This is a genomic window from Rhodococcus sp. BH4, assembly GCF_002079265.1.
GTDB lineage: Bacteria > Actinomycetota > Actinomycetes > Mycobacteriales > Mycobacteriaceae > Rhodococcus_F > Rhodococcus_F qingshengii.
The window spans coordinates 2141396-2156823 of the sequence record NZ_CP014941.1 but is presented as its reverse complement, the minus strand read 5'-3'; the positions used below and the strand labels follow the sequence as shown (position 1 = coordinate 2156823).

General features: G+C 62.5%; 13 protein-coding genes and 1 pseudogene. 6 read left to right on the top strand and 8 right to left on the bottom strand.

Annotation, left to right across the window (positions count from 1 at the left end; all coding sequences use genetic code 11):
• Positions 1-113: 113 nt before the first annotated feature.
• Complete coding sequence (locus A0W34_RS09980; protein ID WP_081557633.1) at positions 114-947, bottom strand: DUF3626 domain-containing protein; 834 nt, start codon at positions 945-947, stop codon at positions 114-116.
• A gap of 7 nt (positions 948-954) precedes the next feature.
• Positions 955-2090 (bottom strand): annotated as a pseudogene (locus tag A0W34_RS09975) (FAD-dependent oxidoreductase).
• A gap of 73 nt (positions 2091-2163) precedes the next feature.
• Here A0W34_RS09975 and A0W34_RS09970 point away from each other — a divergent pair.
• Positions 2164-2844, top strand: a complete 681-nt coding sequence (locus A0W34_RS09970) for a TetR/AcrR family transcriptional regulator (protein ID WP_081558781.1) — start codon at positions 2164-2166, stop codon at positions 2842-2844.
• A gap of 12 nt (positions 2845-2856) precedes the next feature.
• Here A0W34_RS09970 and A0W34_RS09965 read toward each other — a convergent pair whose 3' ends face one another.
• A complete protein-coding gene (locus A0W34_RS09965; protein WP_030535095.1) occupies positions 2857-3768 on the bottom strand; it encodes a LysR family transcriptional regulator in 912 nt (303 codons plus the stop codon).
• 91 nt (positions 3769-3859) lie between these two features.
• Between A0W34_RS09965 and A0W34_RS09960 the strand changes: the two genes are divergently transcribed.
• The gene (locus A0W34_RS09960; RefSeq protein ID WP_042449826.1) at positions 3860-4945 is read left to right on the top strand and encodes a TDT family transporter; all 1086 of its coding nucleotides are present in this window, start codon (positions 3860-3862) and stop codon (positions 4943-4945) included.
• 74 nt (positions 4946-5019) lie between these two features.
• On the top strand, positions 5020-5661 hold the full coding sequence (locus A0W34_RS09955) for a dihydrofolate reductase family protein (RefSeq protein ID WP_003940771.1): 642 nt from the start codon (positions 5020-5022) through the stop codon (positions 5659-5661).
• Between the two features lie 47 nt (positions 5662-5708).
• On the opposite strand, the gene A0W34_RS09950 is transcribed toward A0W34_RS09955, so the two are convergent.
• Entirely contained in the window at positions 5709-6017 is a 309-nt protein-coding gene (locus tag A0W34_RS09950) for a rhodanese-like domain-containing protein (protein WP_003940684.1), read from the bottom strand.
• An 85-nt stretch (positions 6018-6102) separates the two neighbouring features.
• On the opposite strand from A0W34_RS09950, the gene A0W34_RS09945 reads away from it, so the two are divergent.
• Both A0W34_RS09945 and A0W34_RS09940 read left to right on the top strand, forming a co-directional pair.
• Positions 6103-6942: a CPBP family intramembrane glutamic endopeptidase gene (locus A0W34_RS09945; RefSeq protein ID WP_081558780.1), complete on the top strand. Its 840-nt coding sequence runs from the start codon at positions 6103-6105 to the stop codon at positions 6940-6942.
• A gap of 33 nt (positions 6943-6975) precedes the next feature.
• Entirely contained in the window at positions 6976-7914 is a 939-nt protein-coding gene (locus tag A0W34_RS09940; RefSeq protein WP_081557632.1) for a poly(ethylene terephthalate) hydrolase family protein, read from the top strand.
• Here A0W34_RS09940 and A0W34_RS09935 read toward each other — a convergent pair.
• From A0W34_RS09935 to A0W34_RS09920, 4 genes are all read right to left on the bottom strand, one after another.
• Positions 7901-8908, bottom strand: coding sequence for a zinc-dependent alcohol dehydrogenase family protein (locus A0W34_RS09935; protein ID WP_003940989.1), 1008 nt, complete (start codon positions 8906-8908; stop codon positions 7901-7903). The genes A0W34_RS09940 and A0W34_RS09935 overlap by 14 nt on opposite strands.
• 56 nt (positions 8909-8964) lie before the next feature.
• On the bottom strand, positions 8965-9735 hold the full coding sequence (locus A0W34_RS09930; RefSeq protein ID WP_030535097.1) for a glucose 1-dehydrogenase: 771 nt from the start codon (positions 9733-9735) through the stop codon (positions 8965-8967).
• A gap of 14 nt (positions 9736-9749) precedes the next feature.
• Complete coding sequence (locus tag A0W34_RS09925) at positions 9750-10097, bottom strand: hypothetical protein (protein ID WP_007727425.1); 348 nt, start codon at positions 10095-10097, stop codon at positions 9750-9752.
• Positions 10098-10331: 234 nt separating this feature from the next.
• Positions 10332-13619 carry an error-prone DNA polymerase gene (locus A0W34_RS09920; RefSeq protein WP_081557631.1) on the bottom strand — a complete coding sequence of 1096 codons (3288 nt, stop codon included), beginning with the start codon at positions 13617-13619 and terminating at the stop codon, positions 10332-10334.
• 268 nt (positions 13620-13887) lie between these two features.
• Here A0W34_RS09920 and phoA point away from each other — a divergent pair, with 268 nt between their 5' ends.
• On the top strand, positions 13888-15420 hold the full coding sequence (gene phoA / locus A0W34_RS09915; RefSeq protein WP_003940796.1) for an alkaline phosphatase: 1533 nt from the start codon (positions 13888-13890) through the stop codon (positions 15418-15420).
• Positions 15421-15428 lie beyond the last annotated feature (8 nt).

Sequence of the window (15428 nt, the reverse complement as noted above, 5' to 3'; positions counted from 1 at the left end):
GTTCATGCTCGATGTTGCGTATCAATCACTCTTTCCTCACCGCGCCCTTCGGACCGATGTGCGGTCCCGGGACCGGCGGTCGTCGACGGGCAGCTGTACGCGAATGCCCAGTTCTACGCTCTGCCGCCGAATCGAGCGATGTAGTGCCAAACCTTCTTGACGTCCTGCGGATCGAAGGATGCACCCCGTGCGAGCCCCAGTACGGCAGGCGTCAGCCGCCTGCCGTGCGCAATTTCTCGGGCAAGGTCGATCACGGCCGCTCCCCGGTATTCGGGATGTTCGGCTATCTCGTCGACATCGACCGCGTATCCCTCGTGCCACAGCACCGGGCACGTGAGCGAGTGGGCGATCTCTTCGATCAGTGTGCCCCGGTAACTCGGATCCAGAACGAGCGCCTCGACGTCCGTTCCGATGTCGACGACGCCGTGAACGTGCGCCTCGATGTAGTGGTCGAGCGGATCGTCGAGCTCGGCAGCCCGTGCGGCGCCGACCAAGCTCATCGCTTCGGCCGTTCCGAAATGATCAGGCTCGAAGACGCTGTCGGGAAAGCAGAAAGTGGTGCGGTCGAGCGTGTGCTCGGCAAGCCGGAAGTAGGACGAGCCGAACCGAGGGGATGCCCCGTAGGGATCGGCGGAGAAGTTCAACGATCCGTACTTCGGCCGTTCCGAGGGCTCTCGCTCGTCGTAAGCTCCGCCGAATATCCGACTCTCCCAACGCCAACGATCGCCGCCGTGATGCGCCGTCAGTCCGCCGTTGCTCGTTCGAGTCTCGAACTGGGTCACATAGGTGCCTTGACGTGCGATCGAGGCCAATGTCAGACCACGTTCAGACGGGAGGTCCGGATGAAAGTGCAACGTCACCCGGTGATTTCGATCCAACGGGCCGCCCTTCGAGAGACCGCTCACGTGCGCAATCGCGGCAGACCAAGGAGTGGAATCAACAGACATTCGCCCATTATCCGGATATGGAAGCAGCGCCGGTGAAGAAATCGACCATTGAATACGGTGCGCCTTCACCGAGGCAGAGATCAAGGATCACGTGCGAGTCCGCGGCCTCGGATGCGCTGCGCACGAACATCGCTTCTTCGTACTCGGCGAGTGCCCCTTCGATGTCGTCGGGGTGCGCGGCGATCGCCTTCCCAGTTCGGCGCCGTCGAACATGGCCAAGTTCGCACCCTCACCGGACGGGGCCATCAGGTGCGCCGCGTCACCGAGGAGCGTCACCCCAGGCACGCGATCCCATCGGTGCTCGTCGGGAAGTGCATGGATCGCGCGCGGAATCGGAGCGGTTTCGCCATCGGTGATCAGCGCCGTGAGTTCCGGTGCCCAACCGTCGAACTCGGCGGCGACCCGCGCTGTCGCAGCGGCGGCGTCGGTGAAATCGACACCGGCAAACCACTCCGCCGGACGGTTCAGCTGAACGTAGGTGTGCACGATGTCTCCCGCCTCTCGATGCGCGGCGATCGCTTTTCCTGGTGCGGGCGCGTACATCGCCCCGTCCCCGACGGCTTCGGCTGCAGCCGAATGCTTCTCGTCGACGTCGTAGAGGTAGGTCTCGACGAACGTGGTGCCGACGTATTCCGGCTTCGCATCGGAGAGCAGCGGCCGGATCTTCGACCAGGCACCGTCTGCACCGACGAGAAAGTCGGTGGTCACTGTCGAACCGTCGACGAAGGTCAACTCGTGGCGATCATCTCCGAGCGAGCGCACAGTGTCGACTTTGCGTCCCCATTCGATCGTGTAGTCCGGAAGGGAGTCAATCAGGATTCGACGGAGGTCGCCGCGCAGCACCTCGGGACGTGCTCCCGTGCCGTCGTCGGGTTCGTCGAGGAGCACGGCGGCGTGTTGATCGAGTACGCGCGACGCGGCGCCGCCCGCGTGGATGATCGCGCGGAACTCGTCGGTGAGGCCGGCGGCGTCGAGCGCGGCCTGACCGTTGTGTTCGTGGATGTCGAGTTGGCCGCCCTGCGTGCGAGCTTCTGCCGACAGTTCCGCCTCGTAGATCTTCGACGGAATTCCATGAACGTGGAGGACACGCGCGAGGGTCAGACCGCCGAGGCCCGCCCCGATGATCGTTATCGAGTTGCTCATGTTGTTTCCTTTCAGGCTTCGATTGGAACGTCGTTCCAATGACATCTTGGAACGGCGTTCCAGATATGTCAAGATGGTTCGCATGGCGACCAGGAATCAGCGGACCGAACGACGTACGGATGCGCTCTCGAAGGAGCGAATCGTCGAGGCTGCGATCGAGATCCTCGACGACGAGGGCGAAGCCGCGCTGACATTTCGCGCGCTCTCCGCACGCCTGACAACAGGTAGCGGGGCGATTTACTGGCACGTTGCCAACAAGAGCGAACTGCTCGCCGCGGCGACCGACGACGTCATCGCCCGCGTGACAACCGGTGCAACCGAAGGCGCAGCCCCACGGGAGGCGATCCGGACCATCACCCTCGGCGTGTTCGACGCGATCGACGCCCACCCCTGGGTCGGCACCCAACTCTCACGTGAACCGTGGCAATCAGCGGCGATGCAGATCTTCGAAAGTCTCGGCGAGCAACTCCAGGCGCTCGGCGTTCCCGAATCGGCACAGTTCGACTGCGCGTCCGCGCTCCTGAACTACGTGCTCGGTCTCGCCGGACAGTACGCCGCGGGCGCCCGTCTGCTCCCCCGTGAGACAGATCGGTCCGCTTTCCTCGCGGGCGTCGCCACGCGATGGGAAGAACTCGACTCTGCGAAGTACCCGTTCCTCAATCAGGTGACGGCGCAGTTGCGCGACCACGACGACCGAGAACAGTTTCTGGCAGGCATCAACCTCATCCTCGCGGGGATCGACACCGTCCGATAGCGGCCGTAGCCGTCAGCGTGAATGAACAGCGGTGTTGGATCCGAGCGCTATGTCGAGGAAATCTCTTGCCGCACCGCGCAATCCGCGATCGGGATCCCAGACGGCTTGGAGTCGACGCGGCATCCGCAAGCCGTCGACGTTGACCGCGACCAGTCGGCCGTCCGTCAGGTCGGCGGCAACTGCCAGCGACGACAGAACAGCCGGGGCGTTGCCTGCCACCACCGCAGCCTTGACAGCGGTACACGAGGTGAGCTCGAGCAGCGGCGGCACACAATCGGGAACAGCATTCTCGAGCGTCAGGCGCGTACCGGACCCTGATTCTCGCTGAATCAGCGGTGTGCGTGCGAGTTCCTCGACCGGAACGGGCACACCATTCGCCCAGTCGTGTCCCGGCGGCACAACCACGACGAGGTGATCACGCGCTACTTCGCACGACGCAAGCGCCGACGGCACATCCGGCCCTTCGACAAATCCGATATCGGCCTGGCCGGCCTGAACTTGAGCAGAGACGTCCGAGGAATTGTGCAAGCTCACCGACGCCACGACGTTGGGGAACTTGTGCCGCATCGCGACCGTCCATCCGGGAACCAGATACTCGGCGATGGTCATGCTGGCGGCAACCGTGACGGCAGCATCGCGTTCACCGCGAAGTGCGGCAACTCCCGATGCCATTTCCTCGGCACTGACGAGGATGTGACTTGCCCACTCGAGAATCAGACCGCCCTCGGCGGTGGGACGAACACCGGTCGCCGCTCGATCGAACACCTTGATTCCGAGTTGGCGTTCGACCGAACGCACCCGGGCGCTGACCGCCTGCTGACTGAGTCCGTGCTCCCGGCCGGCAGCACCCATGCTGCCCAGACGCCCTACGGAAAGGAGGACGTCGAGGGCACTGAGTTCCGGCACCCGAGGAGACAACGACATAGTCCCAAGATTAGACCCACAAGGCGAGTTTGTGGGCATTCAAGAACAACCGGTCTACCGGTACGGACCGGATGAGACGACAGTGAAATACATGACCACCACAACGAGTTCCACCTTCGCCCACATCACTCCGAACTGGTTCGCGGCAGCGATGGGAACGGGAATCGTGTCGGTGGCCGCCGCTTCGCTCGAACCGGAGATCGAGGGCTTGAAACTGGTCTCCGAGATCTTCTGGGTTCTGGCGGTTCTCGTACTGTGCGCCTTGATCGGAGCATTTGCCACCCATTGGTCACAACATCGATGTCAGGCCCTCGCCTACCTGCACAGCCCCGCGATGTTCCCCTTCTACGGCGCCGTCGCAATGGCACTGCTGACCGTGGGATCCGCAACCGGCATCACCGGCCCGGACTTCCTCGGCCACGACGTGGCGATCACCGTGTCGCTGACACTGTGGACACTCGGCACGGCACTCGGCCTGGTCACCTACGTCGTGATGATGATTCGACTCGTTCGAGATGCCGGGATGGCGACGGCAATGCCGTTCTGGCTCATGCCCGTCGTACCTCCGATGGTCTCGGCCACCACCGGCGCAGCGGTCAGCACCCACATGCCCGAAGGCGCTCCACGCATCGCGGTACTGGTTTTCTGCTACATCCTGTTCGCTCTGGCGCTGACCGCCGCCATCGGCATTCTGGTAGCCGTCGCCAGGCAGTTCGCACGCAACCGTTCGGCCGGCGTCGACGTGATCCCGTTCAATGCCATTCCCTCACTGTGGATTCCGTTGGGCGTGATCGGACAGTCGATCGCGGCATCCAACCTGTTGGCCGCCGCCTCACGGCATGCACTCAGCCCCGAGCATGCCGACACCCTGCACGAATTCGGGATCGCCTACGGAACCGTCGTCGGAATCATCGGCGTGATCGCGTTTGTCACCGTCACCGTCGTCACCATCCACGCACTGCGCCGCGGCTTGGACTTCTCGCTCGGCTGGTGGAGCTTCACCTTCCCCATCGGAGCATGTGCCGTCGGAGCGAATGCCTTCGGAGTCGCCACCGGTTCCACCCTGATCCTGGGAATCGCACTTGCCCTGCTGACCGTACTGATCCCCATCTGGGCAACCGTCGCGGTCAGGACCGTCCGGTCGATCCGCAGTGGAGTTCTACCGGCGGCTGCATGAATTCGCACCGATGAGTTTTGGCTCGCCGTACGGTCTGTACTCACGTAGACCATTGTCGAGAGCAGGAGTACACGGTGAGTCAGTTATTGCGAGTGCAGAATTTCGGCGTTTCGAGTGACGGAATAGCCTGCGGTCCGGACCAGAGCTTCGAGAGCCCGTTCGGCCTGGACCACGGTGAAATGTTTGCGTGGGCAGGAGCTACGGCCAGCTGGCCCAATCGCACCGATCCCGGCGGCAGCCGAGGCCTCGACGACTATTTCACGCGGGACTTCTCCAACAACATCGGCGCCGAAATCATGGGCCGCAACAAATTCTCACCCTACCGCGGCCCTTGGGAGAATCTCGAGTGGCAGGGCTGGTGGGGCGACGAGCCACCGTTCCACACCCCGGTTTTTGTCTTGACCCACCACGTGCGGCCGTCGTTCACGCTATCGGACACGACATTCCACTTCGTCGACGCCGACCCCGCGACGGCCCTCGCGCAGGCACGTGAGGCAGCGCAGGGCAAGGACGTTCGACTCGGCGGCGGAGTCAGCACTATCCGTGAATTCCTCGACGCCGATCTGGTCGACACGATGCACATCGCTGTCTCCCCGATCGAATTCGGATCCGGTCTACGACTGTGGGAGACACCTGACGAGTTACTCGACCGCTTCAACCTCGACGTTGTGCCGAGCCCGAGCGGCGTGACGCACCACCTGTTCTGGCGGAAGTGACGTGTTGGGGCAGCTCCGTAAACGGGAGCTGCCCCAACAGTTACGCACTATTCGCCGGTCTCGACCTGGCGCCCCGACTGGTACCACGCCATCGTTCCACCGGCCACCGAAACGGCATTGATGCCGCGAGCCTGCAGATACTCAGCGGCTTGCAAGCTCCGACCACCGACGGCGCAGATGATGTACACCGTTTCCGCGTCCGGAATTTCACCCACGCGAGAGACGAATTCGCTGAGCGGAATGAGCGTCGCACCGGGAACTCGGACCTGAGCGAACTCGTCGGCCTCACGGACGTCGATCAACGGCTCACCCGCTGCCAAAGCCGTGTCCAGTGCATTCAAATCGACTTCCAACATTTCTTCTGCGCCTGCCTTCGTGTTCGCTGCTGTCCGAATAGACGGTACCCGCGCGTTTTCGTGCAGCTCCCTTTACGATCTGACAATGACCAATACGGTTCCCGAAAAGTCCGGTTTTTGGAGTCGCCCCACCGTGTGGAAAGTGCTCCTGCTGATCGTCGTCTACCTGGCGTTCTATCTTGCTGTCGGGCAGGTTACCTCTCGGGTTTTTGCAGACCAGATCGACACGGACAACGTCGTGGCAAGCGCCTCCAGCATCCTCCTCGGCGTCGCATTGCCCATCGCGATCGGCGGGATCGCCCTGCTGGTTTTCACGACAAAGGTCGGCTGGCTGCGCGGCATCTTCGGCCCACAACCCATTCGTGGGCGCGGTTGGATGTGGATCGGTCCGATCATCGTGGTCGCCGCCATTGTTGCGCATCTGGCGGGAACCGATTGGAGCGCCTGGACCACCGGCGAGGTAATCGCCCTGCTGGTGCTCGGTGTGTGCGTCGGCCTGACCGAGGAATTGGCCACCCGTGGCCTGGCAGTGAAGATGTTGCGCGACGCCGGCCACCGGGAGCGCTTTGTCGCCGTCGTGTCTTCACTGGTGTTTGCACTCATGCACACCGTCAACCTCATCGCCGGGATGAAGGCGTCAACCGTTCTGGTCACCGTTGTCTACACCTTCGGTTTCGGTATGTGCATGTACCTGACAATGCGCGTGACGGGCACGATCTGGGCCGCAATCGTGTTACACGGCCTCACCGACCCCACCACAATTCTCTCGACCGGCGGGCTGGACACTTCGGTGACCACGGAAGTGAGCGGCGCCGCCGCCATCACCTCTCTACTGACCGTCCTCTTGGTCGTCTTCGGGGTGATCGCCGTCTTCCTCATCCGAGATCGAATCGGCGAAGAACGGCACACACCCGTCTCGGCCTGACCGACCGCGACCGTACAAGACATACTTGTGCCCATGCCTTCTCGAACCAAGTTCTCGTTCGCCGTCGTGACTGCATCGTGTGTGCTGGCACTCTCCGGTGCCGTCACTCATGCCACCGCGGGGGCGTGTGTGCTGGCACTCTCCGGTGCCGTCACTCATGCCACCGCGGGGGTTCCGACAACTCCCGAAGTCGCGACCACCGAATCCATCGCGTCGGAATCGATCAGCGATCTGTATGCAGCCAAGGGTGCGCATGAAGTGGCTTCCGATTCAGTTCCCGGGTACCAACTGTTCTACCCAGCCGACTTGTCGTCTGATGGCAATCGGCATCCCGTCATCACCTTCGGCAACGGCAGCTACGCGACTTACGAAGAGTACGAAGCGCTCCTGCAGCATCTCGCTTCTTGGGGTTTTGTCGTTGTGGTGGCCGACAGCAGCGTCACCGGCGACGGGACGGAGATCTTGGGGGCTGCCCAGTACGTCGTCGATCAGAACACCAACGCTGAGAGCATTTTTCACCAGCGGATCGACACCGACAACATTGCCTCGGTCGGACACTCCCAGGGCGCCGGTGGCGCGATCAACGCGGCAACCCAGTCCGCGAATCTGATCACCGCCACGGCGGTACTCGATTTGCCTGACCCGTGGTGGGCCTCGCGACCTGTCGACGTGATCGACGTGGCCCAGTTGACCGGACCGACGTTCTTCATGACCGGCGCCGACGACCCGGTCTCCACCGCCGATCCGCAAGCTGAGTACTTCGACAAAACCGCCGGACCGGCGGTCCGCGGCAGACTGCTTGGCGTCGGCCACAATTGGGCCGCAGATGGCGAAGGATTCCGGGGCTACCTCACCGCGTGGCTGAGATTCACCCTCAGCGGCGACCAGACTGCCGCACGTGCATTTGTCGGCGACTCGGCGGAAATCCTCACCGATCCCCGTTGGGACCGGCAAGCGATCAAGGGTTTGTGATGACGATCTTGCCGTAGGCCTGCCCGGATTTCTGCTGCTCGAAAGCATCAGCGAGGTGGTCGAGGCTGTAGGAAGAATCTATGACGGGACGAAGCGCCAGGCTCTCCAGCCCGGCGACCATCTCCTCCTGATGTGCACGACTGCCCACCAGAACACCTTCGATGGTGACCTGTTTGGTCAGTAGCGAAGTCAGGTCGATCGACGACGACGGGCCGTTCATGATTCCCAGCGCACAGATCCGCCCGCCGGGTCGGACTGCAGCGAGAGATTGACCGAGCGTGGAAGGCCCGCCGACGTCGAGGACGAGATCGATTCCGCCGCTGAGCCGCATCGCCTCCGATCCCCAGTCCGGGCGCTCGCGGTAGTTGACCACGTGATCGGCACCGAGTTCGGTCAATCGAGCCATCTTGTCGGGGGCCGACGAGGTTGCGATCACCTGGGCTCCAACAGCTTTGGCCAGCTGGACGGCAAACAACGCTACCGTGCTGGTCCCAGGGATCAACACCGACGACCCTGGGATGATCGGGACTCCGGCAAATAGTGCGCGCCACGCTGACAATCCCGCGGTGGGCAAGGTAGCGGCTTCCTCGTAGGTGTAGTTTCGCGGCATCACTGTCACAGCAGATACCGGCACGGTGACGGTGTCGCGGGCGAACCCGTCGACACCGTCACCCGGCGAATTTCCGAATCCGTCGAAATCCGGTGTGCCGCTCCGCCAATGCGGCAAATAGGTGCTCATCACGCGATCTCCGACGCTGAACTGCGTTACGCCGTCTCCGACCGCAACGACCTCCCCGGCAGCATCGGACAACAGGATCCGCGGACCGTCGGTTGCTATCTCTCCGGTCGCCACGAGGTAGTCATGGTGGTTGAGCGAATTCGCGTGGATCGCGATCGTCACCTCACCCGCACCCGGGCCCGGGGTCTCGATCGTCCTCGATTCGAGGTTGTTCAATCCTCCAGGCGGGAGTACGTACACGGCGCGGTTGGTCATGGTGTGGATCCTCGCACGAATGGTGATCGGGTGACGTTCGGAAAGGGTTCTGCTGCTCAGAGGAGAGAAGCGGTGAACCCTCCGTCGAGAACCAGGCTGCTGCCGTTGCACCACGACGACTGGTCGCTCGCAAAGAACACTGCGGCGGCGGCAACTTCCTCGGTCCGGCCATAGCGCGTCTGCTTCGTGACCATCAAGTCGTCGAATCCCCCGGACTCGAGGCCGAGGGCATTCTCGAAATCCTGCTGGTGACTCTTGACCAGGTCGGTATCGATGAATCCGGGCAGCAATGCATTCGCGCGGATTCCGTGGAAGCGAAGTTCGGCTGACAGGGTTTCGGTGAGATTGCGAACTGCTGCTTTGGCTGCGGCATAGCTGCCGATCAAAGGCGAGCCGGTGGTCGACGAGATCGACGAGATGTTCACGATCGAACCGCCACCGGATGCGACGAGAGCGGGCAGCGAATGACGCACTGTCAAGAACACTCCATCGAGGTTGACCGACATCACTTTCCGCCAGTCCTCGAACGAGGTCTCGATCAGCGGGGTCGTGGTGGCGATACCGGCGTTGGGTACTACGACGTTCAGTCCGCCGAACTCTTCGACCGCTCTGGCGACGAGATCCTTGACCTGCTGTTCGTCGGTGACATCAGTGGTGACAGCGATAGCTCCGTCGATCGAGTCCGCCACTGCCTGTGCTCCGCCACCGTTGATGTCGGAGACCACGACCCTCGCGCCCTCCGCCCCGAATGCCCGGGCAATGGCGGCGCCGATTCCGGCACCTGCGCCGGTGACAATTGCAACTTTGTTCGCGAGAAGATCGGACATGTCAGCGTTCCCCTTCAATTCTCGGTCGGGACGTAGAAAAGCAATTCGGGTCCGGTGTCACCGGTGGTCGCGATGGCCTCGGACATGTCGAGAGTTCCGTCGCCCAAAGCACTTCCCAACGCCTGCGCGGTGCCCGCGAGATCTTCCGTGTCGAGTTGATAGATGCTCAGGTAGCGGCGCGCGGGCAATGCATCCTCGGGCAGCAACTGCACATCCGCCAGGAAGAATCTGGAGGCGGAGACAACTCCGGGCACTCGTTCGACGACCTGCGGAATATGCACGTCGTCGTACCAGCGGTTGAACGCATCCTCCGAAGACGGATCGGCGGGGTGTACGTGTGCGACGAGAATCGCTGTGCTCATGAAGTTCCTCTTCGACTCGAAGTGCTTTTGGTTCAGCGCGTTTGGAAGGCGACGATATTCACGCGCAAGGCAACTGACCGCGGCTGCGTGTGGTGAATCGATCGCGCTCAAGCGACAACCCTAGGGAGCAAATGTGACCCGCACCATATGCTCGGAGGTCAGAGTTGAGCTCCACATTTGTCCTCTCGGCACAAAATTGTCTCTCGGCACTAACACGGTGGCCAGAATCAGGCGTTAACGGAAGTCTCGCGATTTGGCCGTTACTCGCAGATCCATCAGCTGCATCCGGTCTGCCACGACGGTGACAGCGCCTTCTGCATTCTGCACCTTCCCTCGAATAAGCAACGCCGGCGCCGTATTTGCCAATTTTCGGTACTTTGCCCACAACCCCACCGAACACACGACGTTGACCATGCCGGTTTCGTCCTCGAGGTTGATGAACGTGACGCCCGCAGCTGTGGCCGGACGCTGCCGGTGTGTGACTGCTCCCCCTACCAGCACACGGTCACCGTCCGGGATGTCGAGAAGTCTCGACGCCGGCACCACGCCGAGCGCGTCGAGCTGTGGGCGGAGGAATTGTGTCGGGTACGTGTCGGGAGATACTCCTGTCGCCCAGACATCCGCCGCCGCTAATTCGACGTCGCTCATGCCGGGCAGGGTGGGAGCTGTGACCGACGCACCGATACCGGGCAAGCGGTCGGGGCGCTCCCCCGCCGCAGCGCCCGCTGCCCACAGCGCTTCTCTACGCGAGATACCGAAGCTGGCTAGTGCACCGGCGGTCGCCAGCGATTCAGCTTGTGCGGTAGTCAGTTCCACCCGCCCGGTCAGATCGAGAAACGACGTGAACGGTCCACCGAGGTCGCGCTGTTCGACAATTTTCCCGGCGAGTGCATCGCCGATGTTGCGCACTTCCCCCAGCCCCAGCCGAACCTCGAATCCACCTGCCTCGACGGTGGCATGCGCGAGGCTGACATTGATGTCTGCACCGTGTACCTGCACTCCGTGCCGGCGCGCATCGGCAACCAAGGACTGCGGCGAGTAGAAACCCATGGGCTGCGCGCGCAGAAGTCCGGCGCAGAACGCAGCGGGATGATGAAGTTTGAACCACGAGGAGTAGAAGACCAGCGCGGCAAAACTCTGTGAATGGCTTTCCGGGAAACCGAAATTAGCGAATGCATAAAGCTTTTCGTAGATCCGGTCGGCAACCTCGTCACCGATGCCGTGTAGGTCTCGCATGCCCTGATAGAACCTCGCGCGCAGTTGTTCCATCTTCTCGGTGGAGCGTTTCGATCCCATTGCCCGACGCAATTGATCGGCCTCGGACGGCGTGAAGCCCGCAACGTCGACGGCCATCTGCATCAACTGTTCCTGGAACAGCGGAACCCCCAACGTGCGTTCGAGTGCCTTCTCGAGCGACGGATGGTCGTAGGACACAGGTTCGAGTTTGTTGCGCCGACGAATGTACGGATGCACTGATCCGCCTTGGATCGGCCCCGGACGGATGAGCGCGACCTCGACTACCAGGTCGTAGAAGTTTCGAGGCTTCAGACGCGGCAGTGTCGCCATCTGCGCACGTGATTCCACTTGGAACACACCCACCGAATCTGCCCGCTGCAACATCTCGTACACCGCTGTTTCCGACAGATCGAGTTGCGCCAGATCGACTGTGATGCCTTTGTGTTCGGCTACCAGGTCCATCATGTAGTGCAAAGCTGAGAGCATGCCGAGGCCGAGCAGATCGAACTTGACCAGCCCAGCGGCAGCGCAATCGTCCTTGTCCCATTGCAGGACACTGCGATTGGCCATCCGCGCCCACTCCACCGGGCAGACGTCGGCGATGGGACGATCGCAGATGACCATGCCGCCTGAGTGGATACCGAGGTGCCGCGGATAGCCTTCGATCTGCGCCGCCAGTTCGAGTACCGGACGCGGAATATCGGTATCCGCATTCTTGTCGATACCACCCCACCGGCCGACCTGCTTACTCCACGCATCTTGCTGTCCCTGCGAAAAGCCCAGCGCCCGAGCCATGTCCCGCACCGACGACTTTCCTCGATAGGTGATGACATTGGCGACCTGCGCGGCATACGTACGCCCGTACTTCGCGTACACGTGCTGGATCGCCTCTTCCCGGCGGTCGGACTCGATGTCCACGTCGATGTCCGGCGGGCCGTCACGTTCAGGCGCAAGAAACCTCTCGAACAGCAGTTTGTTGCGAACCGGATCGACATTGGTGATGCCGATCGCGTAACACACCGCCGAGTTCGCAGCGGAACCTCTTCCCTGACAGAGGATGTCGTTGTTCTTGCAGAACGACACGATGTCATGCACCACCAGGAAATATCCGGGAAAGTTCAATCCCTCGATGATGGCAAGTTCATGTTCGAGCTGTTTGTATGCCTTCGGTGCACCTTCCGGCGGTCCGTAGCGTTCCAGCGCCCCCACCATGGTGAGCTCACGCAACCACGACGCCTCGGTATGCCCGGCTGGCACGTCGAACGGTGGCAATTTGGGCGCGATGAGCTTGAGATCGAAAGCGCACTCACGACCAAGATCGGCGGCACCACTGACAGCCTCGGGATAGAGCGAGAACAGTGCCGCCATCTCCGCGCCGGACCGCAGGTGCGCTCCGCCGGTAGGGGCCAACCATCCTGCTGCCTCGTCCAAGCTTTGACGCGACCGCACAGCCGCCATTGCCATGGCGAGGCGTCGACGCGGAGGAGCGGCGAAGTGCGCGGCGGTGGTCGCCACCGTACGTAGTCCATGCTCTCTCGCCAATTCGGCCAGAACGGCATTGCGCTCGTCGTCCTCCGCCAACCCATGATGAGTGAGTTCCACCGACACTCGCTCCGCCCCGAAACGCTCGACCAGATCCCCCAAGGCATCCGCCGCTGCTTCGCGACCACCCGACGTCAAGGCTTGCCGCACATGACCTTTCCGGCACCCGGTCAGGATCTGCCAGTGGCCACCGGCCGCTTCGGTCAGCACGTCGTAGTCGTACTGCAGTTTGCCCTTCTCGCCGCCCGCCAGATGCGCGGCAGCGATCTCCCGCGAGAGCCGGCGATACCCTTCCTGCCCACGGGCAAGTACCAGGAGGTGCGTTCCACCGGGATCTGACGTGCCGGTTCTGGGTACCGAATCCAGAGACAACTCGGCCCCGAACACGGTGCGCATTCCCCATTCACGTGCGGCTTCCGCAAACCTCACCACGCCGTAGAAGCCGTCGTGATCGGTGACGGCGATAGCTTCGAGCCCGAGACGCACTGCTTCCTCGACCAGCTCTTCCGGCGGTGATGCACCGTCGAGGAAACTGAAGGCCGAGTGAGCGTGCAGTTCTGCGTAAGGAACTACACCGGCACCACGGGTGAGCTCGCCCGCGTGGTACTCGCCGCGCTTTCTTGACCAGGCGGGGCTGTCGCTTCCATCGCCCGGAAACAAATCCTCATGTTCCACACGGCCGGGTCGTCCGGAAAGCACCCGTTCCATCTCGGACCACGTCGGCGGCCCATTTCCCCAACCCACACTGACCTCGCACCTGATCGAGTCGGCCGTCAGGGACGACCGACTGCTCGAGGATGCCGAAAGGGAAGACGCACCACATGCATCGAACTGATGTTCGATGCAGATTCAGTCTGACAGGTCACTCACCCACAGTCAACAGAGCGAATCTCAACCCTCACCGTCTCGTCACATTCAGATGTACGCATGTCTGCACTCCGTTCACTTTCGCCCCAGATCATTAGCGGCGTTCATAATCTCCATCCATACTGTTTCCAGGAGTACTACTCGTATGTCGTTCTCGCGCAACACACGTAGGTTGACGGCCGTCGCCGGCGCCGTCGCCGTTCTGGCCGCTGCCGGCTGCAGCAGCAGCGCCGACGAGGCCACCGGCTCGAACGGCGCGACCGTCGATCGCGCCGCGACCGGCGAACTGTCCTCGAACGGTGGCGCTCGTCGCATCGACGGTGATCAGTCGGCCGCAGTGCGCGACGCCGTCAATGCCTCCGGCGCGAAGAACGTCATCCTCCTGATCGGGGACGGCATGGGCGACTCGGAGATCACCGCCGCACGCAACTACGCCGAAGGCGCTGCGGGCAGCTTCCCCGGCCTCGACGCCCTGCCGATCACCGGCCAGTACACGCACTACGCACTGACCAAGGACGGCAAGCCCGACTACGTCACCGACTCCGCAGCCAGCGGATCGGCATGGTCCACCGGCACCAAGACCTACAACGGCGCGATTTCGGTCGACATCAAGGGGCAGGCCCAGTCGACCGTCCTCGAGATCGCCAAGGCGAACGGCAAGGCCACCGGCAACGTCTCCACCGCCGAGGTGCAGGACGCCACCCCCGCAGTGCAGGTCGCGCACGTCAGTGGCCGCAAGTGCTACGGACCGGAGGCGACGTCCAAGTCCTGCCCGGAGAACGCCCTCGAGAACGGCGGCAAGGGATCGATCAGCGAACAACTCCTCGACACCCGCGCCGACGTCACCTTTGCCGGCGGCGCCAAGTCCTTCGCCGAAACTGCGAAAGCCGGTGACTGGCAGGGCAAGACACTCAATGAGCAGGCCGCCGCCCGTGGCTACCAGCTGGTGAAGAACGCCGCCGAGATGAACGAGGTCGGCAAGGCCGATCAGGATGCACCCGTGCTCGGCTTGTTCGCCGACGGCAACATGCCCGTCCGCTGGGAAGGATCCGTCGCCACCCGCGACGGTTACCTGCAGCCCGCCGAAACCTGCGTCGACAACCCCAAGCGAACCTCCGACGTACCCAAGCTCGCGGACATGACTCAGAAGGCCATCGACCTACTGAAGGTCAACGACAACGGATTCTTCCTCCAGGTCGAAGGTGCCTCGATCGACAAGCAGGATCACGCAGCCAACGCATGCGGTCAGATCGGTGAAACCGTCGACCTCGACGAAGCTGTGCAGAAGGCACTCGAATTTGCGAAGACCGACGGAGAAACCCTGGTCATCGTCACAGCCGACCACGCTCACACCAGCCAGATCGTCACCAATGTCAGCGCCGACGACATCGCCACCATCGCCAAGGACCAGAACATCCCGGTCGAGCGCGCCCAGGAAATCGTCTACCCCGGACTGACCCGCAAGCTGACCACGAAGGACGGCTCGGAGATGACGATCAGCTACGGAACGTCCGAGGATCCGGCCGTCGAGTCCGAAGGACACACCGGAACTCAGTTGCGCGTAGCAGCTTTCGGCCCGCATGCGGCCAACGTCAGCGGTCTCACGGACCAGACCGACCTGTTCTTCACGATGACCGACGCGCTGGGACTCGACCGTTCCAAGGTCGCAGCTCACTGATCCGATAA

What these genes read in the sequence shown, in the direction of transcription:
- A0W34_RS09940 (WP_081557632.1), top strand. Translation starts at nt 6,976, where the DNA reads ATGCCTTCTCGAACCAAGTTCTCGTTCGCCGTCGTGACTGCATCGTGT.
- phoA (WP_003940796.1), top strand. Translation starts at nt 13,888, where the DNA reads ATGTCGTTCTCGCGCAACACACGTAGGTTGACGGCCGTCGCCGGCGCC.
- A0W34_RS09925 (WP_007727425.1), bottom strand. Translation starts at nt 10,097, where the DNA reads ATGAGCACAGCGATTCTCGTCGCACACGTACACCCCGCCGATCCGTCT.
- A0W34_RS09970 (WP_081558781.1), top strand. Translation starts at nt 2,164, where the DNA reads ATGGTTCGCATGGCGACCAGGAATCAGCGGACCGAACGACGTACGGAT.
- A0W34_RS09965 (WP_030535095.1), bottom strand. Translation starts at nt 3,768, where the DNA reads ATGTCGTTGTCTCCTCGGGTGCCGGAACTCAGTGCCCTCGACGTCCTC.
- A0W34_RS09950 (WP_003940684.1), bottom strand. Translation starts at nt 6,017, where the DNA reads ATGTTGGAAGTCGATTTGAATGCACTGGACACGGCTTTGGCAGCGGGT.
- A0W34_RS09960 (WP_042449826.1), top strand. Translation starts at nt 3,860, where the DNA reads ATGACCACCACAACGAGTTCCACCTTCGCCCACATCACTCCGAACTGG.
- A0W34_RS09945 (WP_081558780.1), top strand. Translation starts at nt 6,103, where the DNA reads ATGACCAATACGGTTCCCGAAAAGTCCGGTTTTTGGAGTCGCCCCACC.
- A0W34_RS09930 (WP_030535097.1), bottom strand. Translation starts at nt 9,735, where the DNA reads ATGTCCGATCTTCTCGCGAACAAAGTTGCAATTGTCACCGGCGCAGGT.
- A0W34_RS09980 (WP_081557633.1), bottom strand. Translation starts at nt 947, where the DNA reads ATGTCTGTTGATTCCACTCCTTGGTCTGCCGCGATTGCGCACGTGAGC.
- A0W34_RS09935 (WP_003940989.1), bottom strand. Translation starts at nt 8,908, where the DNA reads ATGACCAACCGCGCCGTGTACGTACTCCCGCCTGGAGGATTGAACAAC.